At 43.8% G+C, this 25,994-nt stretch carries 23 protein-coding genes; 17 read left to right on the forward strand and 6 right to left on the reverse strand.

Annotation, left to right across the window (positions count from 1 at the left end):
• Positions 1-70: 70 nt before the first annotated feature.
• Genes ACOAOT_RS00965 through ACOAOT_RS00980 form a run of 4 tightly spaced genes read left to right on the forward strand, consistent with a single transcriptional unit; the run spans position 71 to position 7,725 of the window.
• Complete coding sequence (locus ACOAOT_RS00965) at positions 71-2,698, forward strand: exo-rhamnogalacturonan lyase family protein (protein ID WP_420215224.1); 2,628 nt, start codon at positions 71-73, stop codon at positions 2,696-2,698.
• A gap of 18 nt (positions 2,699-2,716) precedes the next feature.
• The gene (locus ACOAOT_RS00970; protein WP_420215225.1) at positions 2,717-5,863 is read left to right on the forward strand and encodes a rhamnogalacturonan lyase family protein; all 3,147 of its coding nucleotides are present in this window, start codon (positions 2,717-2,719) and stop codon (positions 5,861-5,863) included.
• 3 nt (positions 5,864-5,866) lie between these two features.
• The gene (locus ACOAOT_RS00975; RefSeq protein ID WP_420215227.1) at positions 5,867-6,916 is read left to right on the forward strand and encodes a glycoside hydrolase family 88/105 protein; all 1,050 of its coding nucleotides are present in this window, start codon (positions 5,867-5,869) and stop codon (positions 6,914-6,916) included.
• Positions 6,916-7,725, forward strand: a complete 810-nt coding sequence (locus tag ACOAOT_RS00980) for a polysaccharide deacetylase family protein (RefSeq protein WP_420215228.1) — start codon at positions 6,916-6,918, stop codon at positions 7,723-7,725. The genes ACOAOT_RS00975 and ACOAOT_RS00980 overlap by 1 nt, the downstream gene beginning before the upstream one ends.
• Positions 7,726-7,738: 13 nt before the next feature.
• Here ACOAOT_RS00980 and ACOAOT_RS00985 read toward each other — a convergent pair whose 3' ends face one another.
• The gene (locus ACOAOT_RS00985) at positions 7,739-8,302 is read right to left on the reverse strand and encodes a manganese efflux pump MntP (protein WP_420215229.1); all 564 of its coding nucleotides are present in this window, start codon (positions 8,300-8,302) and stop codon (positions 7,739-7,741) included.
• Positions 8,303-8,635: 333 nt separating this feature from the next.
• Between ACOAOT_RS00985 and ACOAOT_RS00990 the strand changes: the two genes are divergently transcribed.
• The 8 genes from ACOAOT_RS00990 to ACOAOT_RS01025 all read left to right on the forward strand — a co-directional run bounded on the left by ACOAOT_RS00990 (position 8,636) and on the right by ACOAOT_RS01025 (position 17,346).
• Positions 8,636-8,944 carry a hypothetical protein gene (locus tag ACOAOT_RS00990; RefSeq protein WP_420215230.1) on the forward strand — a complete coding sequence of 103 codons (309 nt, stop codon included), beginning with the start codon at positions 8,636-8,638 and terminating at the stop codon, positions 8,942-8,944.
• Positions 8,945-9,082: 138 nt separating this feature from the next.
• Entirely contained in the window at positions 9,083-9,517 is a 435-nt protein-coding gene (locus tag ACOAOT_RS00995; RefSeq protein ID WP_420215232.1) for a MarR family winged helix-turn-helix transcriptional regulator, read from the forward strand.
• 13 nt (positions 9,518-9,530) lie between these two features.
• On the forward strand, positions 9,531-10,958 hold the full coding sequence (locus tag ACOAOT_RS01000; protein ID WP_420215233.1) for an MFS transporter: 1,428 nt from the start codon (positions 9,531-9,533) through the stop codon (positions 10,956-10,958).
• 475 nt (positions 10,959-11,433) lie between these two features.
• A complete protein-coding gene (gene aspS / locus ACOAOT_RS01005) occupies positions 11,434-12,765 on the forward strand; it encodes an aspartate--tRNA(Asn) ligase (protein WP_420215234.1) in 1,332 nt (443 codons plus the stop codon).
• A 27-nt stretch (positions 12,766-12,792) separates the two neighbouring features.
• Entirely contained in the window at positions 12,793-13,086 is a 294-nt protein-coding gene (gatC, locus tag ACOAOT_RS01010; RefSeq protein WP_277406079.1) for an Asp-tRNA(Asn)/Glu-tRNA(Gln) amidotransferase subunit GatC, read from the forward strand.
• 11 nt (positions 13,087-13,097) lie between these two features.
• Positions 13,098-14,594: an Asp-tRNA(Asn)/Glu-tRNA(Gln) amidotransferase subunit GatA gene (gene gatA / locus ACOAOT_RS01015; protein WP_420215235.1), complete on the forward strand. Its 1,497-nt coding sequence runs from the start codon at positions 13,098-13,100 to the stop codon at positions 14,592-14,594.
• A complete protein-coding gene (gene gatB / locus ACOAOT_RS01020) occupies positions 14,595-16,028 on the forward strand; it encodes an Asp-tRNA(Asn)/Glu-tRNA(Gln) amidotransferase subunit GatB (RefSeq protein ID WP_420215236.1) in 1,434 nt (477 codons plus the stop codon).
• A gap of 28 nt (positions 16,029-16,056) precedes the next feature.
• Positions 16,057-17,346 carry an aspartate aminotransferase type Ic gene (locus ACOAOT_RS01025; RefSeq protein WP_420215237.1) on the forward strand — a complete coding sequence of 430 codons (1,290 nt, stop codon included), beginning with the start codon at positions 16,057-16,059 and terminating at the stop codon, positions 17,344-17,346.
• 66 nt (positions 17,347-17,412) lie between these two features.
• Here the strand turns inward: ACOAOT_RS01025 and ACOAOT_RS01030 are convergent, their stop codons facing one another.
• The 3 genes from ACOAOT_RS01030 to ACOAOT_RS01040 all read right to left on the reverse strand — a co-directional run bounded on the left by ACOAOT_RS01030 (position 17,413) and on the right by ACOAOT_RS01040 (position 20,325).
• Positions 17,413-18,291, reverse strand: coding sequence for a LysR family transcriptional regulator (locus ACOAOT_RS01030; protein WP_420215238.1), 879 nt, complete (start codon positions 18,289-18,291; stop codon positions 17,413-17,415).
• 345 nt (positions 18,292-18,636) lie between these two features.
• Complete coding sequence (locus ACOAOT_RS01035; RefSeq protein ID WP_420215240.1) at positions 18,637-19,833, reverse strand: NADP-dependent isocitrate dehydrogenase; 1,197 nt, start codon at positions 19,831-19,833, stop codon at positions 18,637-18,639.
• 72 nt (positions 19,834-19,905) lie between these two features.
• On the reverse strand, positions 19,906-20,325 hold the full coding sequence (locus tag ACOAOT_RS01040) for a metal-dependent transcriptional regulator (RefSeq protein WP_420215241.1): 420 nt from the start codon (positions 20,323-20,325) through the stop codon (positions 19,906-19,908).
• Positions 20,326-20,481: 156 nt separating this feature from the next.
• On the opposite strand from ACOAOT_RS01040, the gene ACOAOT_RS01045 reads away from it, so the two are divergent.
• Together ACOAOT_RS01045 and ACOAOT_RS01050 are read left to right on the forward strand one after the other, a co-directional pair.
• A complete protein-coding gene (locus ACOAOT_RS01045) occupies positions 20,482-20,796 on the forward strand; it encodes a FeoA family protein (RefSeq protein WP_104438179.1) in 315 nt (104 codons plus the stop codon).
• Positions 20,787-20,960 carry a FeoB small GTPase domain-containing protein gene (locus tag ACOAOT_RS01050; protein WP_277406084.1) on the forward strand — a complete coding sequence of 58 codons (174 nt, stop codon included), beginning with the start codon at positions 20,787-20,789 and terminating at the stop codon, positions 20,958-20,960. Before ACOAOT_RS01045 ends, ACOAOT_RS01050 begins: the two co-directional genes overlap by 10 nt.
• Positions 20,961-20,971: 11 nt before the next feature.
• On the opposite strand, the gene ACOAOT_RS01055 is transcribed toward ACOAOT_RS01050, so the two are convergent.
• The gene (locus tag ACOAOT_RS01055; protein WP_420215242.1) at positions 20,972-22,369 is read right to left on the reverse strand and encodes a recombinase family protein; all 1,398 of its coding nucleotides are present in this window, start codon (positions 22,367-22,369) and stop codon (positions 20,972-20,974) included.
• A gap of 128 nt (positions 22,370-22,497) precedes the next feature.
• On the opposite strand from ACOAOT_RS01055, the gene ACOAOT_RS01060 reads away from it, so the two are divergent.
• Entirely contained in the window at positions 22,498-22,647 is a 150-nt protein-coding gene (locus tag ACOAOT_RS01060; protein WP_420215243.1) for a hypothetical protein, read from the forward strand.
• A gap of 72 nt (positions 22,648-22,719) precedes the next feature.
• On the opposite strand, the gene ACOAOT_RS01065 is transcribed toward ACOAOT_RS01060, so the two are convergent.
• The gene (locus tag ACOAOT_RS01065; protein ID WP_420215244.1) at positions 22,720-23,079 is read right to left on the reverse strand and encodes a hypothetical protein; all 360 of its coding nucleotides are present in this window, start codon (positions 23,077-23,079) and stop codon (positions 22,720-22,722) included.
• Between the two features lie 246 nt (positions 23,080-23,325).
• On the opposite strand from ACOAOT_RS01065, the gene ACOAOT_RS01070 reads away from it, so the two are divergent.
• Both ACOAOT_RS01070 and ACOAOT_RS01075 read left to right on the forward strand, forming a co-directional pair.
• Positions 23,326-24,489 (forward strand): FeoB small GTPase domain-containing protein, encoded by a 1,164-nt coding sequence (locus ACOAOT_RS01070; RefSeq protein WP_420216634.1) that lies wholly within the window; start codon positions 23,326-23,328, stop codon positions 24,487-24,489.
• 170 nt (positions 24,490-24,659) lie between these two features.
• Positions 24,660-25,991 carry a redoxin family protein gene (locus ACOAOT_RS01075; protein ID WP_420215245.1) on the forward strand — a complete coding sequence of 444 codons (1,332 nt, stop codon included), beginning with the start codon at positions 24,660-24,662 and terminating at the stop codon, positions 25,989-25,991.
• The last annotated feature ends 3 nt before the right edge of the window (positions 25,992-25,994 follow it).

Genomic DNA, 25,994 nt, shown 5'->3' on the forward strand with positions numbered 1-25,994 from the left:
GGATTCCTTGCAGGAGCCGTACCGCCTCTTTTAATGAGAAAAGCGCAGCTGTGCGCAGACGGAGGATTATATGAAACTGCATAATTTAAAAGACAGGCAGAAACGGGGGTACACCACCTGGGGGTGTATGTGGAAACAGGGAGAATGCGGAAAAAATCAGTCCTATGTGTTGGAAAATCAGGATGGGACTCAGGCTGCCATGCAGTCCAGAATTACGGCATACTGGCCTGACGGTTCAGTCAAGTGGACCGCGCATTCTGCATGTGCAGACCAGCTTACCGATGAAATCCAGGTTCTGACTGGTGATGGAAATACACAGAAGATATCCCGTAGCCTGATCATCAGCAAGGAGACAGAGGGGATGTTAATAAAAACGGAGACTTTGTCTTTTTGTGTTCCTTATAAAGGTTCTTTTTTATTTGAGGATCTGAAAGTCCATGGGCAACCACGGGTATCGTCTGCAAACCCGGTACTTTTGCTGGAAGAACCTTTTACGAAAGACGGAATGACAGGGCAACTGCAAAAACAGTACCAGGGCTTCGTGGAGGAAGTCACCCTGGAGGAGGAAGGACCGCTTCAGGCTGTTATTAAATATACAGGAGTCCATATTTCAAAAGACGGGGACAGAAAGCTTCCCTTTATTATCCGGCTTCATGTAGGTATGGGCAGTGAACGCCTTCATTTCACCCATACGTTTCTTTATGACGGGGACGAAAACAGAGACTTTTTAAAAGGAATCGGTCTGGAATTTACCATTCCGGTAAGAGGAAGTATGTATAACCGGCATGTGAGATTTGAAGGGGATTTTGGGACGGTTCATGAGGCACTGGCAGAGCTTTTAACCTGGAGACCAAGGGTGCCGGAAGCAGTTTATTCCAGCCAGATGGCTGGAAAACAGTTGATTCTTCAGGGAAATGACAGAAAAATTGTGGAAAAAGTCATGGAAGATATGCCGTTTTGGGATGAATATGATTTCTGTCAGGACAGTCCCAGTCATTTCCGGCTGAAGAAGAAAATGAAAGAGGAAGGAGTGTGTTACTTAGACTGTCTCCATGGAAGAAGAGCGGGAGGAGCTGCTGCTTTGGGAGGAGAAAACGGAAGTATAGGATTTGCTATCCGTGATTTCTGGCAGACCTATCCTTCCGGATATACGTTTCGCAGTCTGACAGGAGAAGAGGCGAAAGCCACAGTCTGGCTTTACAGTCCCGCAGCAGAGGCAATGGATTTCAGACATTATGCCAGCCGTGGATATAACCAGGTATATTATGAGGGTTATGATTATAAGGGGGCGGACCCCTTTGGAATTGCGTCCACCAGCGAATATTCGGTATCGTTTTTTGATGAAGTCATTCCCAGTGAGGAAGAACTTCTGGAATTTTCAAATGAGGTGAATCATCCCCCACAGTACGTGGGAACTCCGGAATTTTATCATGAGCACCGTGCGTTTGGATACTGGTCTCTGCCTAAACGGGAAAGCGAAATGGAAATCTGGCTGGAAGACCAGTTGGAGCGGGCCGCAGCCTTCTATGAAAAGGAAGTGGATCAAAGGGGCTGGTACGGGCTTTTTAATTATGGGGATTTTATGCATACTTACGATAAGGAGCGCCACCAGTGGAGGTATGATATGGGCGGTTACGCCTGGGATAATACGGAACTGGTACCTACACTCTGGCTGTGGCTTTCTTTTATGCGTTCCGGAAGAGCAGAAACATTTTCTCTGGCGGAGAAACTGACCAGACATGCTTCCGAGGTAGATGTATATCATATGGGAAAATATAAGGGACTGGGCTCCCGACATAATGTACGTCACTGGGGCTGTCCATGCAAGGAAGCACGAATAGCCATGGCAGCTCATCACCGGTATTATTACTATATGACAGGAGACCACCGGCTGGAGGATATCTTTGAGGAACTAAAGGATAATGAAAAAACGTTCCTGGCAAAAGATCCACTGGCAGATTTTTATGATTCCTCTGAAATGGTCTATAAAAGCCACGCCAGAAGCGGCCCTGACTGGTCTTCTCTTTGTGCAAACTGGATGACCTGGTGGGAGCGGTTTGAGGATAACCGTTACCTGGATAAGATTCTTACGGGAATTGAGGATATAAAAATGGCTCCACTCCGACTGGTATCAGGACCGGACTTTGAATTTGACCCTGAGACCGTTCATTTAAGGTACATTGGAGAGCGGGCAGCAGGCGGGACACACCTGCAGATCTGTATGGGAGCGCCTCAGATCTGGCAGGAGATGGCAGATTTAATTTCTGATCCAATCTGGAAGGAGATGCTGGCGGAGTACGGCAGATTCTATTATCTGCCAAGGGAAAAGCAGCTGGAGGAATCCAGTGGGATTATTGGTGACCGGGAGTTTTCCCTTCCGTTTATGGCAGCTGCCATGGGAGCTTATGGAGCCTGGTATTATAACGATGATATGCTTGCAAAGGCTACCTGGAGTCATCTTCTTCACGCTCTTCTTTGTGAAGAGAATCATAGTGGTTTCCAAACCACCGTTTTAAAAAATTGTGCAAACCAGGAAGAGCTTCAGGAGATACCCTGGATTTCTACGAATTTTGCAGCCCAGTGGTGCTTAAATGTGATATGTACTCTGGAATATATCAGAAATCAGCTGCCGGAAAGTTTAGAGGAAGCGGACACCCTGATATCTGGAATGCCTTTTGAAAGCTTCCGGAAAGCCTAGACAGAGGGAGGAATTATTATGATAAGGCTGTTATCTATTAATCCACAGGAGTTTACCATTGCCTGGGATCCGGTCAATAAGGCAAAAACTACCTGTATCTACTGGTCGGATCGGGAAACCAGTGAAAACTGCTATCGTCTGATGAAAGAGATTCATGAAACAGATAAGAAGATGTTTACTTTGAGAAAAGCAACTTTCCTTCCCCACCATATTCTTATCTGCCACAAATCAGAAGATGGCTGTGTGCTGGAAAAAGAGTCTTTTATTTCTCCTGTTCATTTCCATCAGGAGGAACAGCTGGAGAAACTTTCAAGAGGACTGATTGCAGTTAAGGTGAAAAATGGAATCTTCTTAAGCTGGCGCCTTTTTCTGAATGAAGTGACTGGAGTATCAGATGGAGGAGATGGTCTTACAGGTGTGGATTTTAGAATTTACCGGGATGGAGTCAGCCTTGGGGTTGTGACAGGCAGCACCAACTATCTGGATAGCTATGGAGCAGAATCGTCAGTCTATTGTGTGGCACCGGTCATCAATGGGGTGGAATCAGAACCCTGCGGGCCAGTAAGGGTATGGGAGCATGATTATCTGGATATTCCGGTTAAAAAGCCAGCTGGGGGAGTGATACCATCAAAAGAGGAGTTCACTTATTCTGCCAATGACATGTCTGTGGCAGATGTTAATGGAGATGGAGAATACGAATACATAGTCAAATGGGACCCGTCTAATTCCCATGACGTATCCATTTCCGGATACACGGGAAACTGTATACTGGATTGCTATCAGCTGGACGGAACCCTATTATGGCGGCTTGACATGGGACCCAATATCCGGGCAGGTGCCCATTATACCCAGTTTATCTGCTACGATTTTAATGGAGACGGAAAGGCGGAAATGGCTGTAAAGACGGCTCCGGGGACCCACATGACCAGATATGGAGCAGGCGGAGAGGTTGTGGAAGAATTCTATATTACCATGCCACAGGAGGACTGTAACAGAGGGTACAGCCATAGTGATTCCTATGTGTCAGGATCTGAGGATTATGAAGCCCACCTTTGCCGTTTGTTTGCCGGATGGCAGGAGCAACCGGAGGTGAAGGCGGGACAATGGCCGGTTACTTTAGAGGAATGCTTTCATATCCCGCCCCGCTGGAGCTATCCCTTAAATGAGGTTCAGCAAAAAGAGGCAGTGGATTACTTTCTTGATGTGTATGCCCCTGCAAGGAGTCCGAAAAACAGATTGAGAGAATGGGAAGGCTTTATTTTTCACGGACCGGAATATTTAACCATGTTTGCTGGTGACGGAAAAGAGCTGGATACCATCGTATTTCCATTTGAACGGGTGGATGACGGTCTGCGCTGGGGGGATTATGCAATGCCCCGCATCGAACCCTGCAACCGGGTAGACCGGTTTTTGGCAGGAGTGGCCTATCTGGATGGAAAAAGACCTTATTTCATTGCCTGCCGTGGGTATTATACCCGGGCGGCAATCGCTGCCTATTCATTTTTTGACAATCGTTTTCGAAAGGAATGGGTGGCAGACAGCGGGTTTGTTCCCATGAAAAATCCATTCTGTGATAATCCCCATGAGAAATGGGGAACAGATCCCGTTTATGGGAAAATGGCAGGACAGGGAAATCATTCTCTGGCTGTTGCAGACATAGATGGGGACGGCTGCATGGAAATCATCTACGGAGCTGCCTGTATCGATCATGACGGAACTCTTTTGTACAGTCTGACAGGACTTCTCCCTGACGGGAGAGAAGCAAAGCTGGGGCATGGAGATGCCATGCATGTGGCAGATATTGATCCGGACCGCCCTGGATTTGAGATATTCGCTGTATTTGAAGGAGCAGAGAATGCTCCATACGGTTATGCACTGCGGGATGGAGAAAACGGACAGATCATTTTTGGAAAATATGCCGAAGAAGATCTGGGCAGATGTATGATTGGAGATGTACTGGCGGGAGTAAAAGGACTGCAGTGCTGGGTAAACGGAGAGGGGACCTATGATTGTCATGGTGAATTGATGAAAAAAGAAACCCTTGGAACCAATATGTCCATCCGGTGGGCAGGAGATTTATCCACCCAGATTACAGACGGGACGGATTATTTAAGCCAGCATCCCACAGGTGTGATAAACGACTGGGTTCATGGCACAATCCTCTGTCCCGAACAAACGGCAACAAACAATGGAACCAAGGGAAACCCATGCCTTGTAGCGGACATTTTTGGTGATTTCAGGGAAGAGATTCTTGTGAGAACAAAGGACAGTACTGCCATACGGATTTATACCAATACGGAAGTAACCAGACATAAACTGTTTACACTCATGCACGACACTCAGTACCGGTGTGGAGTGGCATGGCAGAACAACTGCTATAACCAGCCATGCTATCCTAAATTTTATTATGGAACTGATATGGATTTTCGCCGTGTACTTCCTTTTATGCAGCGAAAACCTGTTGTTTTTCTGGCAGGTGACTCCATTACACAAAGCTATTGGGAGGAAGAGAAAAAGCAGACCGGAATAGGAGAAAAACTGCTTTCCTGCCTGGATCATGGCAGCTCCTATGAGATCAGGCGCTGTACAGCGGGTTCATTTCCCCAGGAAACAAGATACGAGAGCAGGAGACTTGTAGTGGATAACTGCGCAATGGCAGGAAGATCTTTAAAAACATTTTTAGAAGAAGGAAGACTGGAAGATATAAAAAGACGAATGAAGCCAGGGGACTATCTCTTCATCCAATTTGGACACAATGATGCCGCTGCTTCAAAAGAAGACCGGTATGTTCCACTTGCGCGGCTTTCTGAATATCTGGAACTCTATGTGGAAGCGGCACTTGAGAAAGGCGGTTACCCTGTTATTATCTCCCCTGTCTGTCTCTGCCCCTTTGATCCGGACAGGAAAGAGGAAAAAGAAGAGATTGCCCGTCTCCTTCCAGCTTACAGGGATGAGATGAGAAAATTTGCAGAAACAAGAATGGTTTTGTTTGTGGATTTATATGGCTTATGTGAGGAGTTTCTGTGGAAAGCAGGAGAAAAGATGGCAGTAAAATGCTACGCGGAAGATCGGGTTCATTTATCGGAAATGGGTGCAGGTATCTTTGGGCAATTATTGGCAAATGAAGGAAAAAGATTTATAATAGATGGAAAAACGGAGGTATAAGTGATGGGGAAGTTACATTATGATGAGACAAGAATTACAGACGCCATGAACCTTATTCTGGAACGGACAAAGAGAATGGATATGTCCTGGGACTGGCCCTGCGGAGTGGCATATTACGGGCTGGCAGAAGCCTATGAAGTAACAAAGAATGAATCGTATCTGAACTTTTTAAAGGAGCGGGTAGATGAACTGATGGAACTTGGACTTCCGGTGCTGACAGTAAATACCTGTGCCATGGGCCACTGCCTTATTACCCTTTACGAAGCCACTGGAGAAGAAAAATATATGGAGGTAATCCGGTTAAAGACCCGTTATTTAACGGAAGAAGCACTTCGTTTCGGAGATCACGTCCTTCAGCATACCGTATCTGCAGACAATGATTTTCCAGAACAATGCTGGGCGGATACTTTATTTATGGCTGCTTTCTTTCTCCTCAGAGTGGGTGTTATGACGGGCGATGAGGCCATGATAAAGGATGCCTTAAATCAGTATTACTGGCATATTCAGTATCTTCAGGACGAAGAAACGGGGCTTTGGTATCATGGCTACAACAATATTACCAAGGATCATATGTCTGGCTTTTACTGGGGAAGAGCCAACTGCTGGGCAGCCTATACCATGAGTAAGGTGGGACTGATTCTTCCTCAATGCTATCTGTATCCCCAGTATTTAGAAATCGTTGGAAGTATCAATGAACAGCTGTCTGCGTTAAAGGGACTGCAGACGGAAAATGGGCTTTGGAGAACTATTTTAAATGATGAAGAATCCTATGAGGAAGTATCTGCTTCTGCGGGAATTGCTGCAGCCATGGCATTAAAGAGAAACCCTCTTCACATCAAATATGTGGAACGTTCCATAGAAGGAATTCTTTCCCATGTGGCAGCAGACGGAAGAGTGACCGATGTATCCGGAGGAACGGCAGTGATGAAGGACCGGGAAGGCTACCGGAATATATCAAAAAAATGGATTCAGGGCTGGGGACAGGGAATGGCACTGGCATTCTTTTGTGCGGTACTGAATTACGATAAGATTGCAGGAGACGGAGCATTATAATGATGGAAAATATGAAAAATATCTATATCTGCTATCCGGGAGGAAAGCATAAGGCACTTACCATGAGCTATGATGATGGGAGACTGGAAGACAGAAGGCTGACCCAGCTGTTTAATCAATATGGAATCAAGGGTACATTTCATATCAACTCAGGACTTGCAGATCAGGAGGAAAGGCTGAAACCAGAAGAGTGGAACGAAGTATACAAGGGCCACGAAATTTCCTGTCACACCGTGCTCCACCCAACCATAGCAAGATGTCCGTTACCTTTGACGGCACTTCAGGTATTGGAGGACAGGCGGGGGTTAGAACGGGCAGCTGGTTATCCGGTTCGTGGAATGTCCTATCCCAATGGTTCCTATACAGAAGAAATTGTAGCCATGCTGCCCAGTCTTGGAATTGAATACTGCAGAGTGGTGGGCAGCACCGATGATTTTTCCATGCCTGAAAATTATTTAAAATGGAAAGCCACCTGCCATCACAACCATAACCTGTTGGAAAATGGAAGACGATTCATCGAGCTTAATAAAACCCAATACCTCTATCTGATGTATGTCTGGGGACACAGCTATGAATTTCCCCGGGATGACAACTGGGAGCTTATGGAAGAATTCTGCCGTATGACAGGGCAGCGGGAGGATACCTGGTATGCAACAAATATTCAGATTGTAGACTATATGAATGCGGCAGCGGCACTGAAATATACCATTGACGCAGACTTTGTATATAATCCATCCGCAATGGATGTCTGGATCAGTGTAGATAAAACAATTGTGAAAGTGCCCGGCGGCAGCCAGATTATGATATAAAATCTGTCCCTGTTTACATTTCAAAGAGATGCTGGAACAAAATTTTAACACCCATCACTATGAGAATGATTCCCCCAGAGAATTCTGCTTTTGATTTAAAGCGTGAACCGAAAACATTGCCAACTTTTATTCCGGCAACGGAGAGGGAAAAAGTGGTTGCTCCGATGAACGAAACGGCCGGAATGATCTGAACCTTTAAAAAGGCAAAGGTCACACCCACTGCCAATGCGTCTATACTGGTGGCAATGGCAAGCATCAACATATTTTTGGGATCCAGGGAGCAGTCTGCACATTCCACTTCTTCTTTGCTAAAGGATTCTTTGATCATATTGATGCCGATAATTCCAAGAAGGACGAAGGCAATCCAGTGGTCATAGGAGGTAATGGCTTCCTTAAACTGGGAGCCAAGCAGATATCCGATAACCGGCATTCCTGCCTGGAAGCCACCAAAATATAAACCGGCAATGACTGCATTTTTCCAGTTCATCTGAGGCATACAAAGACCTTTGCAGATTGATACGGCAAACGCATCCATGGACAGACCCAATGCAATGATAAATAACTCCAATAATGACATGTGATTTTCCCCCTGTATATGGTATCTAATTATATGTATTAGAGGGAGAATATAATAAAAAAGACTTATCTGTGTGTACAGAAATGAACACACAGATAAGTCTCGTCTTTTTGTATTAAAAACAAATTAGCAAAGCCAGACAGAAAAAACCTGTCAGTATGTTGACTTTGCAGGCATCTTACCTGACCCGGGCAGATGCTGACTACTCCCTCATCCTTTGCTAATTCTAACGTATGGGGTAACTTATGTCAAGATTAAATCGGATCATCTCTTTACAAAAGTGGAAATTTATGGTATATTCTTTCTGATTTTGAAACCAGGGAGGAAAATAGTATGGATGATTTAATAGCTGTTATAATTTTTATTGTTTTTCTTGGAGTATTGTTTTTTATCAACGGGCTTTATATGAATTTTATGGGTAAAGTGCAACAAAACAATATTAAAAAGAAAATTGCAAAAGGAAAAATGAAAGACAAGAAGCTGATTTATTTTTATAAAACCACGGATAGAAACCGTAAAAATAAAATTCTTGCGTTTTTGGCATATGGAGTATATTACCGCTCATTTTTAAAATTAAATGAAGCAAAATATCAGTTATTCAAAGAAGAAGTAGAGCGAAGAGGATTAATAAACCAGATTTAATATTGTACTTGTCATACATAGAAAGAATCCGGAAAAAAGACTCGTATCAGGGATACCAGTCTTTTTTTTGTGATAATAGTTGACTAATCAACTAAATCCTGATACAGTAAGAGACTGAATAAAAAAGGTGGTAATATAATGGGGAATGAACCTATGAATTTAATGATGCTCAACAGTAAAATATATAGAAATACACAGAGTTATTTAGACAAAGTATTAAAACAATATGATTTAAGCAGCGGATCATTTCACTATTTATTTATAATGGAGCAAAATGAAGGGTTATGTCAGAGCCGGATCAGTGAACTGATTGGACATGATAAAGCAATGTCTGCCAGAACCATCAGCAGGCTGACAGAGGTTGGCTATGTAGTGAAAATAGAAGATCAATTGGACAGCAGGGCATATAAATTATATCTGACTGATAAAGCAAGGCTCATTCTTCCTCAGATCAGAGAGGAGATAGGTAAATTAATAGAACTTATTACTGGTGATTTAACTGCAGAGGAAAAGGAAATCACGTTGTCTTCCCTGGTTAAAATTCTAAATAAAGCGCTTGAATTGAACACATAAGAAAGGAATTAAAATGGAAGAAGTAAGGAAACGTAATAAATGGTCGGTACTAATCATTGTTGTATTATCGACTTTCATGTCAACGTTAGACAGCAGTATTGTTAATGTGGCACTGCCCCGTATGGCAGATTCTCTGGGCGTTACCACAGCCAGCATCCAGTTCGTTGCCACAAGCTATCTGATCGTAATATCGGGTACCGTTCTGATTTTTGGAAAACTGGGAGATATGTTTGGCAAGACAACCATGTTTACCCTTGGCGTTATTGTTTTTACCATTGGCTCACTCCTGTGCGGGTTGTCCCACTCCTACTGGTTTTTAATCATGGCCAGAGCCATTCAGGCAATCGGTGCGGCGGGAACCATGGCTAATAACCAGGGAATCGTAACGGAAGTCTTTCCTGTTCAGGAAAGAGGAAAGGCACTGGGACTCCTTGGGACGGCAGTTGCACTGGGGTCTCTGGTAGGCCCCGGACTGGGTGGAATGATTGTAGGAGTATTAAGCTGGGAATATATCTTTACCATTAACGTTCCCATCGGTATCCTTGCAGCAATAGGAGCCTTCTGTCTGCTTCCAAAAACAAAGACAAAGGCCAATGGCAGGATGGATTTATATGGTGCGCTTCTATTTATTGTGACTATTGTTTCTTTATTTGGCGCACTGAGTGAGGGACTGAATCTTGGTTTCGGACATCCCCTTATTTTAACAGGATTCTTCCTTGCAGCAGTCTGTTTTGCAGTATTTCTGGCTGTAGAGAAAAAAAGGAAAGATCCTATGATCCAGCTGGATATCTTTAAAAACGGTCTTTTTTCCTTAAGTATATTCTGTGGTTTTATTAGTTTTGTTGCCATGTTCTGCAACAATATCATACTTCCTTTTTATTTACAGGATGTTATGGAGTTTTCACCTCAGAAGGCAGGTCTTATCATGATGGCTTATCCGCTGATTTTAATGGTGGTAGCACCTGTGAGCGGTCATCTTTCCGATAAAATAGGTTCTGAAATTCTTACCTTTATCGGACTTGTTTTCACCAGTGTGGGGTTGTTTTCCATGTCCTTTTTAAATGAAAATTCAGCCGTAATTACCATGGTCAGCCTGATTGGAATTATGTCTGTTGGTATGGGACTGTTTCAGTCTCCCAATAATTCCCTTATTATGTCCACCGTATCCCGTGATAAGCTTGGAGTGGCAGGAAGCATTAATGCTCTGGTGAGAAATGTGGGTATGGTATGCGGAATTGCTCTTGCTACCACGCTTTTGTATGGCATGATGAGCAGCAGGCTGGGATACCGGGTAACAGACTACATCCCGGGGAGAAGTGATGCCTTTTTATATGGCATGAATAAGGTTTATATCACTGCATCTGCCATCTGTATGTTGGGAGCGGTTTTAACATTTTTCAGGTTAAAGAGAAAAAGCATCACAGCCATGGGCGGGAAATAAATTATAAAAAAGCATTGCATCGGGAAAAAGATTGTGATATTATAAGTGAAATTCATTGTAGTGAAGTGTTGAACTGTTTAAAAAAATTAAAAACAGGGCATGATGAAGCTACAGAATGAAATAAATACTAAAAAGGCAGAGAAGGAGACTCTGGCCTATGGATCCGGACAGGAAGATTGCGTCACCGACTGAGAGCGCTTTCACGAGAGACTTGGCTATGGGAACACTCCGGAGCCGATAGATCGAAGCGGCTGGTACTGAGTTGTACCGGTGACATGAGTAGGTTTGTCCGTATACATGCGTTAAATGTTTGAGTGGAGATATCTTTATCTCAATGCGGGTGGTACCGCGGGAGTCTATAGCCTAGTAATCCCGTCCCGGAATATGTAACTGTATTCCGGGACGGGATATTTTATTGTCATAAAATATTTCTCCGGAATCAAAGCAATTACATTCAGGTAAGGAGAAATCAATCATGGAATTTATCAGTGGTGTAAAACAGAAAGAAACAGTGGGAATCCAGGAAATTATATCTGGTGATTATGCAGGAAAGACAGTCCGAATGGAAGGAAGTGTCCATACCATTCGTGACATGGGTGATGTGGCTTTTATTATTTTGAGAAAAGCCGAAGGTCTGGTACAGTGCGTGTTTGAAGACGGTAAAACAGCCTTTGATTTAAACCAGTTAAAAGAAGAGTCTGCAATTCGTGTTACCGGTGTGGTAAGCGGCGAGGAGCGGGCACCTCATGGATTTGAAATCAGGCTTCAGGAAATAACCGTGTTGTCACAGCCGGCAGAAGTGCTTCCTATCGCCATCAGCAAGTGGAAGTTAAAAACCTCTTTGGAAACAAAGCTGGGTCTTCGCCCCATTACCTTGCGAAACCCCATGGAGCGTGCAAAATTCCGTATTCAGGAAGGAATTGTAAGAGGCTTCCGGGATTTTCTTCATTCCCAGAATTTTACCGAAATCCGTACACCAAAGATTGTAGCCCGGGGCGCAGAAGGCGGATCAAACGTATTTAAACTGGATTATTTTAATAAAAAAGCAGAACTGGGTCAGAGCCCGCAGTTTTACAAACAGACTATGGTTGGCGTATATGACAGGGTATTTGAAGTTGCACCTGTTTTCCGCGCAGAGAAACACAATACAACCAGACATTTAAATGAATATACCAGCATGGATTTTGAAATGGGATACATTGACAGCTTTGAGGAGATCATGGAAATGGAAACAGCCATGTTACAGTATGTCTTCGAGCTTCTTTGTGAGGAATATGCACAGGAACTTGCTATGTTAAAGATCGACCTTCCTGATGTAACCAACATTCCCCAGGTTCGTTTCGATAAAGCCAAAGAGCTGGTATCTGAAAAATATAACAGAAAGATTAGAAACCCCTATGATTTAGAACCAGAAGAGGAAGTTTTAATCGGCCGTTACTTTAAAGAAGAGTATGGCAGTGATTTCGTATTTGTCACTCATTATCCTTCCAAAAAGCGTCCGTTCTATGCCATGGATGATCCGGCAGATTCTAAATTCACCTTAAGCTTTGACTTACTCTTTAAGGGACTTGAGATCACAACCGGAGGCCAGAGAATCCATGATTATGACACCATCATAAAAAAAATGGAGACCAGAGGAATGAATCCCGAGGACATCTCTTCCTATTTAATGATATTTAAGTATGGTATGCCTCCTCACGGCGGACTGGGAATTGGTCTGGAACGTCTGACCATGCGTCTTCTTGACGAGTCAAACGTGAGAGAGACCACACTGTTCCCAAGAGATGTAACAAGGCTGGAACCGTAATAACAGGCGGAGAGGAGACGAAAAGAAATGGCGCACATCATTGATGATGAAACAATTGAGTATGTAGGCATTCTCGCCAAGCTGGAGCTTGATGATGCAGAAAAGGAAGCGGCGAAAAAGGATATGGGCCGTATGCTTGATTATATTGATAAATTAAATGAACTTGATACAGATGGAGTAGAACCCATGTCACATGTATTTCCAGTTTACAATGTATTCCGGGAAGACGTAGTGACAAACGGAGACGACAGAGACCAGATCTTAAAGAACGCACCGGAAAGCAAAGATGGAGCGTTCAAAGTGCCGAAGACAGTGGAATAGGGGGAATTAAAATGACAGTAAGCGAAATATTGTCCCTCACAGCGGTACAGCTGGGGAAAAAGATAAAAGAGGGAGAGGTTACCTCCCCTGAGGCTGTTAAAGCGGTTTTAAGCCAGATTAAGGCCATGGAACCGGAGCTTAACAGCTACGTAACCATTGATGAAGAGGGTGCCTTAAAGCAGGCAGAGGAGATCCAAAAGCGTATTGAATCAGGAGAACTGACTGGTCCTCTTGCCGGTGTTCCGGCAGCAGTTAAAGATAACATCTGCATGGAAGGACTGAAAACTACCTGCAGTTCTAAGATCTTATCCGATTTTGTTCCTACCTACAATGCCAAGGCAGTGGAGAATTTAAAACAGGCGGGAGCTGTAATCATTGGAAAAACCAACATGGATGAGTTTGCAATGGGAAGTACAACGGAAACCTCTGCATTTGGCGTCACCAGAAACCCCTGGAATCCGGAGCATGTTCCAGGCGGTTCCTCTGGTGGTTCCTGTGCGGCAGTGGCAGCAGCTGAGTGCTTTTTCGCTCTGGGCTCTGATACGGGCGGTTCCATCAGACAGCCGGCTTCCTTTTGCGGTGTTACGGGTTTAAAGCCAACTTACGGAACGATTTCCCGCTATGGTCTCATCGCTTACGGTTCCTCCTTAGATCAGATTGGACCGGTAGCAAAGGATGTGACTGACTGTGCAGCCATTCTTGAGGTTCTGGCTTCCCATGATGGTATGGACAGTACTTCCGTACAGAGGGAGGATTATGAATTTACCAAGTATTTAACCGGTGAGGTAAAAGGCTTAAAGGTAGGAATACCTGCTGATTATATGGGAGAGGGTCTGGAACCGGAAGTAAAAGAAGCTGTTTTGAAGGCTGCAAAGGTACTGGAAGAAAAGGGTGCTATTGTGGAAACCTTTGATCTTGGCATGGTGGAGTACGCCATTCCGGCATATTATGTGATCGCTTCTGCAGAAGCCAGCTCCAATCTGTCCCGTTTCGACGGTGTAAAATACGGATACCGGGCGAAGGAATATACAGGACTTCACGGCATGTATAAAAAGAGCCGTTCTGAGGGCTTCGGACCGGAAGTAAAACGCCGTATTATGCTGGGTTCTTTTGTACTCAGTTCCGGTTATTATGACGCATATTATTTGAAGGCATTAAAGACAAAAGCACTGATTAAGAAAGCCTTTGATGAGGCATTTTCCAAATATGATGTAATTTTAGGACCTGCGGCACCGACCACAGCCCCAAGACTGGGCGAAAGCTTAAGCGATCCTTTAAAGATGTACCTGGGAGATATCTACACAATCTCAGTAAACTTAGCCGGACTTCCCGGTCTGTCCGTTCCGTTTGGAACAGATGAGAAGGGACTTCCCATCGGCGTACAGCTGATTGCAGACTGTTTCCAGGAAAAGAATATTTTAAGGGCCGGTTTTGCAGTGGAGCAAAGCAGAACCTACGAGATGCCATCTCTGGCTGTAAAGGCAATGAAAGAAAAGGAGGAGAAGTAAATGAGCAAACAGTACGAAACAGTGATTGGTCTGGAAGTCCATGTTGAGCTTGCGACTAAAACAAAAATCTTCTGCTCCTGTTCCACAGAATTCGGCGGAGCGCCCAACACCCACACCTGTCCGGTCTGCACCGGAATGCCGGGATCTCTTCCCGTTTTTAACAAACAGGTGGTGGAATACGCCCTTGCAGTAGGCCTTGCAGCAAACTGTCAGATTAACCAGAATTGTAAATTTGACCGTAAAAATTATTTTTATCCTGACAATCCCCAGAATTATCAGATCTCCCAGCTTTATCTCCCCATCTGCCACGACGGATATGTGGAGATTGATACAGCTGCAGGAAAGAAAAAGATAGGAATTCATGAGATCCATATGGAAGAGGATGCAGGAAAACTGATTCACGATGAGTGGGAAGACTGTTCTTTGGTTGATTTTAACCGAAGCGGTGTTCCGTTAATTGAGATCGTTTCTGAGCCGGATATGCGAAGCGCAGATGAGGTAATCGCTTATTTGGAGAAGCTGCGTTTAATCATTCAGTACTTAGGCGCCTCTGACTGCAAGCTGCAGGAAGGTTCCATGAGAGCTGATGTAAACTTATCGGTAAGAGAAGCAGGCGCTTCCCAGTTCGGAACAAGAACTGAGATGAAGAACTTAAACTCCTTTAAAGCCATTGCACGTGCCATTGAAGGGGAGAGAAAGCGCCAGATTGAGCTGATTGAAGACGGGAAAGCTGTGGTTCAGGAAACCAGACGCTGGGATGACAACAAGGAGTCTTCTCATGCCATGCGTTCCAAAGAGGATGCGAAAGATTACCGTTATTTCCCGGATCCTGATCTGCCGCCTATTTCCATAAGCGATGAGTGGATTCAGAGCATTAAAGAGAAGCAGCCGGAACTGCGGACTGAGAAGATGGCAAGATACCAGGAGGAATATAGTCTTTCTGAATACGACGCGGATATTATTACCGGATCCAAGCACATGGCTGATATCTTTGAACAGGTTACAGCCATCTGTCAGAAGCCGAAAGAAGCAGCAAACTGGCTGATGGTAGAGGGCATGAGACTGTTAAAAGAGCATGAGATGGAAATGGAAAATATGACATTTTCTGCGGAAAATCTTGCAAAACTGATTGTTTTAGTGGATAATGGAACCATTAACCGCACGGTTGCCAAGGAAGTGTTTGAGCAGATTTTCTTAAATGATATCGATCCGGAGCGTTATGTAGAAGAAAAGGGACTGAAAGTCGTAAGCGATGAAGGTGCCCTTAAGTCCGCCATTGAGGCGATTCTTGCTGCAAATCCCCAGTCCGCCCTGGACTACCGGAACGGAAAAGAGAAAGCCATGGGCTTTCTGGTTGGTCAGACCATGCGTTCCATGAAAGGAAAGGCTGATCCGGGAGCGGTCAACCGAATTCTGAAGGAACTGTTAGGTTAGAGGAATCTTTATGAGGAGGAAGAAATCTATGAAGCCGTATGTTGAGATGACAAAGGAAGAGTTACAGGAGCTTAGAAAGGAACTTTCTGCACAGTATAAGGAGTTTCAGGGCAGAGACTTAAAGCTTGATATGTCCAGAGGAAAGCCAAGTGCCGAGCAGCTGGATATTTCCATGGGAATGATGGATGTGTTAAGCAGCAGCGATGATTTAACCTGCGATGACGGTACAGACTGCCGCAATTATGGTGTGCTTGATGGAATCAAGGAGGCAAAGGAACTTCTTGCCGATATGATGGAGGTTGCACCGGATCACATTATTATTTATGGCAATTCCAGCTTAAATGTAATGTATGATACCGTTTCCCGTTCCATGACCCACGGTGTTATGGGAAGCACTCCCTGGTGTAAGCTGGATAAAGTGAAATTCCTTTGTCCTGTACCTGGATATGACAGACATTTCTCCATAACGGAATACTTTGGAATTGAGATGGTAAACGTACCTATGACTCCAACTGGCCCGGATATGGATCTGGTAGAACAGCTGGTGGCTGCAGACGATTCCATCAAGGGCATCTGGTGTGTGCCCAAGTACTCCAATCCTCAGGGAATTTCTTACTCCGATGAAACCGTACGCCGTTTTGCCCGTTTAAAACCGGCAGCAAGCGATTTCCGTATTTACTGGGATAACGCTTATACCATTCATCATTTATACGATAACGAGCAGGATCATTTAATTGAGATTCTGGCAGAATGTAAGAGAGCCGGTAATCCGGATATGGTTTATAAATTTGCTTCTACTTCAAAGGTAAGCTTCCCAGGTTCCGGTATCGCAGCGATTGCCGCTAGCGAGAACAACTTAACAGACATCATGAAGCAGTTAAAGATTCAGACCATTGGCCATGATAAAGTGAACCAGCTTCGTCATGTACGTTTCTTTGGGGATATTCATGGAATGGTAGAGCATATGAGAAAGCATGCAGATATCATGAGACCTAAATTTGAAGCTGTGATTGAAACTCTGGAAAAAGAGTTGGGCGGTCTTGCAGTCGGCGAATGGACCTGTCCAAAAGGTGGATATTTTATTTCCTTTGATTCCTTAGATGGCTGTGCCAAAACCATTGTTGCAAAATGCAAAAAAGCAGGTCTGGTGATGACTGGTGCAGGAGCAACCTATCCATATGGAAAGGATCCTCATGACAACAACATTCGTATTGCACCGTCTTATCCAACCCTGCCGGATTTAAAGCAGGCCATGGAATTATTTGCACTCTGTGTTAAGATTGTAAGTATTGACCACATTTTGTCTGAAAAAGCATAAATAGAAAGCGCCGCACAAGTCTTCCTCTGATGGGAGATGATGTGCGGCGCTTTTGTTTTATGTATATCAGTCAAATAAGACCAGATTAATAAAAGCCTGAAAGGATTCTGTCTGAAATTTGTCTTTATGGAATACAACATGATTCATACAGCTGATCTCCATATCTTTTACCTCGATCTCAAAAACCTCACCCTTTTTAATGGATTCATCGGCAAAAATTCTTGGTACAACACCAATCCCAATATTTTCTCTGGCTGCCTGTAAAATTACGTCAGAATTGGTACTGGTCCACAACGGCTCTGCAGATAAGTTATTCAGTGCCAGCGCGCAGTCAAAGGTATCTCTGATGGTGCAGCCGGTCTCTCGTAATAAAAGAGGTTCTTCAATCAGCCTGTCTAAGGATACCGGCTGTGCAGCCCGGTTTGCAAAGGGATGGCTTGGAGAACAGATTACAGCCATGGGATAGGAGGAAAATGGAATTTTCTCCAGCTGCTCGTCGGATACGACACCTTCTACCAAAGCCAGATCCAGCTCATTCTTTAACAGTTTGCTGATGATTTCCCCAGAATTATCTACGGTAACCTTCAGCTGTATGTCAGGATTTGTCAGAGCGAAACGGGAAACAGCGTTAGGAAGTAAGTAACTGGCCAGAGTCACACAGGAGCCCACCCGCAAAGGTGCCTGTAAGTGCAGGGAACCAGAATAGTTCTCCAGATCCTGGTATAACTCCAGAAGAGGAATCACTTTGGATAAATAAAATTTACCATTTTCATTAATCATTACTCTTCGGGATACTCGGTCAAACAGGGGGGAGCCAACGGATTCTTCTAGTTCATTGATGGCATGAGAGATAGCGGGCTGAGTCATAGACAACGCTTTCGCCGCTCCTGTAATGCTTCCTTCCTCACATACTGTTTTAAAGATTGTTAGATGTCGTAGATTCATGTTTATAGGTCCTTCCATTACCAGTGCTTCATATGATAACTTTCATTATATCATTTTGATAATGGGTTGAACAGAGATTTTGAAAAAAATGTCGTTTTTAATAAGAGCTGTGATCATTGTTGGGATATGTTAAAATTGACTTTAAAGATCTAATGACCTTTGGTCTTTTCCTTCTGGCATTACTTACATTCGTTTTTACATTTTGTAAGTAGCAATAAATAAGAAAAACCACCCTTGTACTCGGGTGGATTTTCTATCTGATTAACGGCCAACCACCTTGTGGGCGATTGTTCCTTTTTATATTTTAATTATAACTTTCAATGCTTGGTGTGTAAAGACAGAAATTTAAAGTCGTGTTGCAATCGCTTTTATAAACTCCTCGCTGTTTAAAACAGTGGGGTTTTCAATTGTTGTAATAAGCGCAAGGTCCTTTGTCATCTCTCCAGCCTCGATGGTATCGATGGTGGCCTGTTCTAACTTATCTGCAAATGCAACCAGTTCCTGATTGCCATCAAGCTCTCCACGCTTTCTTAAAGCTCCTGTCCAGGCGAAAATGGTAGCAACGGAGTTGGTAGAAGTTTCCCCACCCTTTAAGTGCTGATAATAATGTCTCTGTACCGTTCCGTGTGCTGCTTCATACTCAAAGTCGCCGTCAGGAGAAACCAGAACTGAGGTCATCATTGCAAGAGATCCAAATGCAGAGGAAACCATGTCACTCATAACGTCTCCGTCGTAATTCTTGCAGGCCCAGATATAACCGCCTTCCGACTTCATCACTCTTGCTACCGCATCATCGATTAAGGTATAGAAATATTCAATACCTGCTTCCTTAAAGCGGTTCTCATACTCAGCATCAAAGATATCCTGGAAAATGTCCTTAAAGGTGTGGTCATACTTTTTGGAGATGGTATCTTTGGTTGCAAACCATAAATCCTGCTTTGTATCCAGTGCATAATTAAAGCAGCTTCTTGCAAAGCTTTCAATGGAATTGTTAATATTATGCATACCCTGGACAATTCCGGCACTCTCAAAGTTATGAACCAGTTCCCGTACCTCTGTTCCGTCAGCGGCAGTATAAACAAGTTCTACTTTGCCGGCACCGGGGATCTTCATCTCAGATCCTTTGTAAACATCACCGTAAGCATGTCTGGCAATGGTAATGGGCTTTTTCCAGTTTACAACACATGGTTCGATTCCTTTAACAACTATAGGCGCCCGGAATACAGTTCCGTCGAGAATTGCACGAATGGTGCCATTGGGGCTTTTCCACATCTCTTTTAAGTTGTATTCTTTTACGCGGGCAGCATTTGGCGTAATAGTGGCGCATTTAACGGCTACTTTATATTTCTTTGTGGCCAGAGCAGAATCAGTGGTCACTTTATCATCTGTCTGATCCCGATATTCCAGTCCAAGGTCATAATATTCTGTCTTTAAGTCAATATAGGGCAGCAGAAGGTTGTCCTTAATCATCTGCCAGAGAATACGGGTCATCTCGTCGCCATCCATTTCGACTATGGGGGTTGTCATCTTAATCTTATCCATGTGTTTCTCCTCCTTAGAAATGTTCGTGTTATGCTATAGTATACGACGAAATATCAAATCACACAAGCATATCTATGCAAATTTATCCAACCATTTTTGAATATTATACACTGTTTCCGGATCAATGAAATGCTCAACTTTTTCCACCTGCTCCAGATCATCGGCTTTTTGGTTGACATAACAAAAGAAACGGGTAAGAATCTGGTGCCGGAACAGGAGGTATTCCCCTAACTCCTTTCCGTCACTGGTCAGAGATACGGTCCCGTATTTTTCAAAGCCAACCAGCCCCTGTTTCCTTAAATTCCCAGTCATTTTAGAAGCAGAGGAGGGCTTGACATGAAGACACTCGGCCAGTTCCTTAATGCGTACAGGCTGATTTTCCTGAGATAGCCGGTATATCATCTCCAGGTAATCTTCCATCGAGGATGTGATTTTTGTATGCTCCAAAAGAGAGTAACCCTTTAATGTATAAAAATTATCGTTCTGAGGCATAGTCAGTTCCTCCTTGTATACGGCTGTTAGTTATATCTATTCAAAGGCGGCGGTTTCTATGAATTACCAGGGCTGCAGGGGGATGAGTGAGACAGGAACCTGTTTTTTATCAAATGCATATGTTAGGATATGGAAACTTTTTCGGAGGTTAAAGAGATGTCGGGACGCTTTTGCTTAAATGACTTAAAAAGAGGTCAGAAAGGAATCATTTCCAGACTGACCGTTTGTGATGATATGAGACGCAGATTACAGGATATGGGACTGATTGAGGGCACTGTAGTAGAGTGCGTGGGGAAAAGTCCACTTGGGGATCCAACTGCATTTTTAATAAGAGGTGCTGTAATAGCCCTGCGAAATGAAGATTCCGTCAGGGTTTTGATACAGAATCATGACCAGGAGTCCTTTGAGCCCAGTTATGGAGAGGGGATTGCGGCTGCCTGTGTCACTGCGGAGGAAGATATATGGGACTAAGCAGAGAATCCATGGGAATCAAATCGGTAGACTGTGGACTTGAAATTAAAAAAAAGGAGCCGGAAGATCTGGTGATAGCGCTGGCCGGAAACCCCAATGTGGGGAAAAGTACGGTATTTAATCAGCTGACTGGGATGAACCAGCACACCGGATCATGTATTTAGTGGTAAAATCGTTATAAAAAAATAATAGTATATTCCCTGCGACAGCCGGAGCGCTTACTCAGGCGTATTTCTTTGATGACTGACCTCCAGAACAGGCGCTTTTGCTGGTTATCAAGGCATTGATACATGCTTTCAAAATCTTTATTAATCATATTTATGAAAGCCTCCGGATTTTCAGGCGGCTGCTTTATATCAGAAAGTTTATTCAGCTGGATCTCTAATTCTTCTCTGTCAGTTTTATATTCTTCCAGTGTAATTGCTTCATTTAAATATAAATCCTTTAACCGGTCAATTTTCTTTTCAAGCTGATTTTTTTTCTGACGGTTATCAATTGTTTTTTTGCTTTTTGCTTCAAAGTCTGCAATATAAGATCCAACCTGTTTTTTTACATTTTTAAGAAGATATTCCTCAATGCGGACTTCCCTGATTGCCCCCCCGTTGTCACATTTCCTGAAAGACCGGTGCCGCTTGCATTCGTAGGCTGGATATTTATATCGGAGCACTGTTTTGTCCTTCCGCTTTGAAACTGTATTGATATGACAGCCGCCCATTTTTTGACCGCATTCGGCGCACACTAAAAGGCCGGTAAAAATGTAGGGGTATTTCTGGCTGGATTTTATATTGCTGTTAAGATCCAGAATGCGCTGAATCTGATGGAAGGCTTCATCGGAAACCAGACGGGGACAGTAAGTCTCATTGCTTCTGTAACGCCCGGTGATTTTTTCATTGCGAAGGATTGACTGTTTAAAGTTTTGTACCGACATGATAATTCCGTGTGTGTCTTTCAAATACTGTACAGCCTGATTCATGGATTGATGTTTTAAGAAATAAAAAATCGTATCCTGAATGGCAGGGGCTTCCTCTGACAGTACCAGATGCTTATTATCGATCCGGTATCCGTGTGGGACTTTGCCTGTTATGACCTCCCCGTGGGTGACCTTTGTACGAAAGACATCAGCCACACGAAGACCGCCATTTTGTGCCTCAAGCTCTGCCCAGGTCATGGATTGGGCCACAAATGCCCGGCCGTAGGGAGTGGAAGTGTCAAAGAAGGGCTGGTCGATGGCGGTCCATGCTGCATGATATTTTTCCAGGACTGCCTGGGTATTGAGATAGTGGCGCAGGCTGCGAAACCACCGGTCCAGCTTGGTAAATATAATCAGATCCACAAGCCCTTCCTTTACATGATTCATTAAACGGGTAAAGTCGTCCCGGTCAATTTTCTGCCCGGAAACGCCGTCGTCCAGATAAATATCCTGCAGAACCATATTTTTATGTTCTTCGATGTATTTGATGCCCCGCTCTTTTTGATCTCTTATGGAATCGCCCCGTTCCGCCTGTTCATCGGAAGACACACGGATGTAGACGGCTACACGCAGCAGTTTCTCTGATTCCTCAGCATGTTTCATTCTATCATCTCCTGGTATAATCTACTCCCTCCGTCAGAAAATTAAAACCCATTTCCGGTGATTGCTTTAAATAAGGTAAGAAGGACAAACAGCGGAACATACAATGAACCAGAAAGGAGGTGGTAGTAGTGGCAGATACTATCACCACAGTAAATCAGGCAGACCCGGTCAAGGCCTTTGAAGCGCTGGCAAGAATTATAGGGGAAAAAGAGGGAGTGGAGATCACTCTGAAAAATCTTCGGAAAAAAGAAGAAAAAGAAACTGGTTCAACGGAATGATTCTATATAAAAATGCAGGCAGATCGAATTGACGGATCTGCCTTTTGGTATGCTATGTAGGAATCTTACTAACTAATTAGAAGCTTTCTTTGTTTCTGTTCCTGCTGCTTTACTGTCTTTTGCAGCAGCTGTGGATTCTGCCTTCACTTTGCTGTCGCCAGTCTTGGACTCTGCAACAGTTGTTTCATCTTTCTTGGTTTCGTCCTTTTTTGTTTCTTCTTTCTTAGTCTCGTCTTTTTTAGTTTCTGCTAAAGAACTGCTTTCTTTTACTTCTTTTTTAGTTTCTGCTGGTTTTGTAGTAGCTTCGGTTGTTACTTCTGCTTTTGTTGCGGCAGTTGTTTCAGAAGTTTTGGTATTTCCACATGCGGAGATAGCTGCCATTGTTAATACTGCAACACCTGTCAGAACCAGTTTCTTTGTTGTTAACCTCATAATTATATCCTCCTTGAGACTGCATAGGTATTATGGTTGTATGGCTTCCGGTTGTCCTATGTCCCTGAAGTCAGAACTCAGTGTAGCACCGAAATTGAATAAAATCAATGGCAAATTTGTTATTTATTTCTTAAAAAAAATTAAGTTGTATTAAAAAAATAGAAATCAGTTAAAATTAAGAATAAATTCACAAATATTTCACAGTTTGAACAAACTTCCATCACAAACCCGTTATTTTTCGGCTAACTGCATCAACCCACCGGAAACTGGCCCGGCAAAACAGTTGCCAATGCCCAGGGCTGGTGCCGGGATGGGGATCAGGGGTATGTTATGGTGGATATTCCAGGCTGCTATTCCCTTATGGCACACTCTACAGAAGAGGAGGTTGCTCGGGATTTCATCTGCTTTGAAAATCCCGACGCAGTAGTAACTGTTTGTGATGCCACTTGTCTGGAGCGGAATTTAAACCTGGTACTCCAGATTACGGAGGCAGCTGACCGTGTGGTGGTCTGCGTAAACCTTATGGATGAGGCAAAGAAGAAACGGATTGTTTTAAATCTGGATCTTTTGGAGGAACGGCTCCACGCTCCTGTAGCAGGAACAACAGCAAGAAGCAAAAAGGGACTGAACCAGATATACCAGGGGTTAAAGCGGTGCATCAAAGAAAAGGAGACTAATTATGAGAGACCTGTGCTCATATATTATCCCCAATATATTGAAGAGGCAATAAAAAGGCTGGCTCCCGCTGTGGAGGAAGTATCAGACGGAGCAGTTAAGGTACGGTGGCTTTGTGCAAGGCTTTTGGATGCCAATGAAAACCTGATGGGAGCAGTAAACAGATATTTAAAGCCTCTGGCAGACTCGGAGGCTGTAAAGGCATGCCTGACTGAAATCTGGAGCGAATGGAGAGAGCAGGGAATCAGCCAGGAACAGGTTAGCGATGATATGGCTGCTGTATTTATCCGAAAAGCAGAAGAGTTATGTAAGGGAGTCGTGGTATTTGAGAATAAGACCTATAACGGGAAAGACCGAAAACTGGATCGTCTCTTTACCAGTAAAGCAACTGGATTTCCTATTATGTTTCTGGTTCTTCTGGGGATTTTCTGGCTGACTATCACAGGCGCCAATTATCCATCCCAGCTATTAAGCAATCTGTTATTTGGTATCGAAGACCGCCTGGCTATTGCTGCAGATGCAGCGGGGATTCCGGCAATTCTGTCCGGGCTTTTCATTCACGGTGTATACCGGGTGCTGGCATGGGTAATATCGGTTATGCTGCCGCCTATGGCCATTTTCTTTCCCCTCTTTACTTTGTTGGAGGATTTTGGTTATCTTCCCAGAGTAGCTTTTAATTTAGACCGGTGCTTTAAACGATGTTCTGCCTGTGGAAAGCAGGCGCTGACCATGTGACAGAAGAAATCTATGCTCTTTTCCGCTGTTAAATCCTGGATTACTATCTTGACACTTCTTATTCTGAATGTTATAGTTACAAATATAAACTGTAATTAAAAATAGTACAGAAACACAAGGTTAACTGCCATAAGCAGGCGGTAAAAGTATCACTTACAGGAGGTAATCATTTGGGATTTTCGATTGACATGAGTGTTCCGGTATTAACCGTATTTTTACAGGGAATAGTAAGCTTTTTTTCACCCTGTGTGCTGCCTTTAATTCCTCTCTATATTGGTTATCTGTCAGGGGGAACCGGAGTAACAGGTGAGGATGGAAGAATCTATTATAAGCGAAGCAAGGTTATGTTACATACCATTTGTTTCGTGATTGGAATCAGTTTTACTTTCTTTCTTCTGGGAATTGGTGTCTCAGCACTTGGAAGCTTCTTTAAAACCAATCAGCTTCTGTTTGCCAGACTGGGTGGGCTTCTTGTGTTCATGTTCGGGTTATATCAGCTGGGCTTCCTGGGTAATTCGTCATTTCTGGGAAAGGAGCGCAGGCTTTCCGTTTCCTTTGACAAACTAGCCATGTCTCCGCTCACGGCCCTTCTCATGGGATTTACCTTCAGCTTTGCCTGGACACCCTGTGTAGGACCTGCTCTGGCCAGTGTACTGATCATGGCAGCATCTGCTACCACCAAAACCCTGGGATTTATGTTAATTGGAGTCTACACCCTGGGATTTATTCTGCCATTTCTGGCAGTGGGATTTTTCACCACATCTGTTCTTGAATTTTTTAAGACACACAGGAATGTTGCTAAAAATGCGGTTAAAGTTGGCGGAGTGCTGATGATACTCATGGGATTGCTGATGTTTACGGGGAAAATGAATTCTGTGACCGGATATCTGTCTTCTGTAAAGTCTCCATTTACCAGAGAATCAACAAAACCTGCAAAAGAGACAGAACCATCAACCAGGGAAACGGTGTCTGAAACGGTAAAAGAATCTGCCACAGAGGCAGCAACGGACGAATCCCAATCTCAGACAGAGGAAGCCCGGAACGAAGAAGACCAGATCCTTCCGGCCATTGATTTTACTTTAACAGACCAGTTTGGCAAAACACATTCCCTATCGGATTATAAAGGAAAAACCATCTTTTTAAATTTCTGGGCGACCTGGTGTCCGCCCTGCAGGGCAGAAATGCCGGATATACAGAAGATCTATGAGACCTACAGCACAGAAGGTGATGACGCGCTGATTGTCCTTGGAGTAGCAGCTCCCGGTTATGGGAATGAAAAGGATGAGGAGGGAATCAAAACGTTTTTAAAAGATAATGGATACACCTATCCGGTGCTCATGGATACCGATGCAAAATTATTCGAAGCGTATGGAATATACTCCTATCCAACTACCTTTATGATTGACCGGGATGGCAATGTATTTGGATATGCAAGCGGACAGTTATCAGAGGATACGATGAAGAGTATTATCGATCAGACAAGGAAAGGAGTAAGAAACTAATAA

It is taken from the genome of Lacrimispora struthionigena, assembly GCF_048627165.1.
Classification (GTDB): domain Bacteria; phylum Bacillota; class Clostridia; order Lachnospirales; family Lachnospiraceae; genus Lacrimispora.

Excerpts from the sequence above, each read along its gene's own strand:
- ACOAOT_RS01000 (WP_420215233.1), top strand. The coding sequence starts at position 9,531 with ATGGAAGAAGTAAGGAAACGTAATAAATGGTCGGTACTAATCATTGTT.
- ACOAOT_RS00995 (WP_420215232.1), top strand. The coding sequence starts at position 9,083 with ATGGGGAATGAACCTATGAATTTAATGATGCTCAACAGTAAAATATAT.
- ACOAOT_RS00975 (WP_420215227.1), top strand. The coding sequence starts at position 5,867 with ATGGGGAAGTTACATTATGATGAGACAAGAATTACAGACGCCATGAAC.
- gatB (WP_420215236.1), top strand. The coding sequence starts at position 14,595 with ATGAGCAAACAGTACGAAACAGTGATTGGTCTGGAAGTCCATGTTGAG.
- aspS (WP_420215234.1), top strand. The coding sequence starts at position 11,434 with ATGGAATTTATCAGTGGTGTAAAACAGAAAGAAACAGTGGGAATCCAG.
- ACOAOT_RS01045 (WP_104438179.1), top strand. The coding sequence starts at position 20,482 with ATGTCGGGACGCTTTTGCTTAAATGACTTAAAAAGAGGTCAGAAAGGA.
- ACOAOT_RS00985 (WP_420215229.1), bottom strand. The coding sequence starts at position 8,302 with ATGTCATTATTGGAGTTATTTATCATTGCATTGGGTCTGTCCATGGAT.
- ACOAOT_RS01030 (WP_420215238.1), bottom strand. The coding sequence starts at position 18,291 with ATGAATCTACGACATCTAACAATCTTTAAAACAGTATGTGAGGAAGGA.
- ACOAOT_RS00965 (WP_420215224.1), top strand. The coding sequence starts at position 71 with ATGAAACTGCATAATTTAAAAGACAGGCAGAAACGGGGGTACACCACC.
- ACOAOT_RS01040 (WP_420215241.1), bottom strand. The coding sequence starts at position 20,325 with ATGCCTCAGAACGATAATTTTTATACATTAAAGGGTTACTCTCTTTTG.
- ACOAOT_RS00980 (WP_420215228.1), top strand. The coding sequence starts at position 6,916 with ATGATGGAAAATATGAAAAATATCTATATCTGCTATCCGGGAGGAAAG.
- ACOAOT_RS00970 (WP_420215225.1), top strand. The coding sequence starts at position 2,717 with ATGATAAGGCTGTTATCTATTAATCCACAGGAGTTTACCATTGCCTGG.
- ACOAOT_RS01035 (WP_420215240.1), bottom strand. The coding sequence starts at position 19,833 with ATGGATAAGATTAAGATGACAACCCCCATAGTCGAAATGGATGGCGAC.
- ACOAOT_RS01065 (WP_420215244.1), bottom strand. The coding sequence starts at position 23,079 with ATGAGGTTAACAACAAAGAAACTGGTTCTGACAGGTGTTGCAGTATTA.
- ACOAOT_RS01055 (WP_420215242.1), bottom strand. The coding sequence starts at position 22,369 with ATGAAACATGCTGAGGAATCAGAGAAACTGCTGCGTGTAGCCGTCTAC.
- ACOAOT_RS00990 (WP_420215230.1), top strand. The coding sequence starts at position 8,636 with ATGGATGATTTAATAGCTGTTATAATTTTTATTGTTTTTCTTGGAGTA.
- gatC (WP_277406079.1), top strand. The coding sequence starts at position 12,793 with ATGGCGCACATCATTGATGATGAAACAATTGAGTATGTAGGCATTCTC.
- ACOAOT_RS01025 (WP_420215237.1), top strand. The coding sequence starts at position 16,057 with ATGAAGCCGTATGTTGAGATGACAAAGGAAGAGTTACAGGAGCTTAGA.
- gatA (WP_420215235.1), top strand. The coding sequence starts at position 13,098 with ATGACAGTAAGCGAAATATTGTCCCTCACAGCGGTACAGCTGGGGAAA.
- ACOAOT_RS01050 (WP_277406084.1), top strand. The coding sequence starts at position 20,787 with ATGGGACTAAGCAGAGAATCCATGGGAATCAAATCGGTAGACTGTGGA.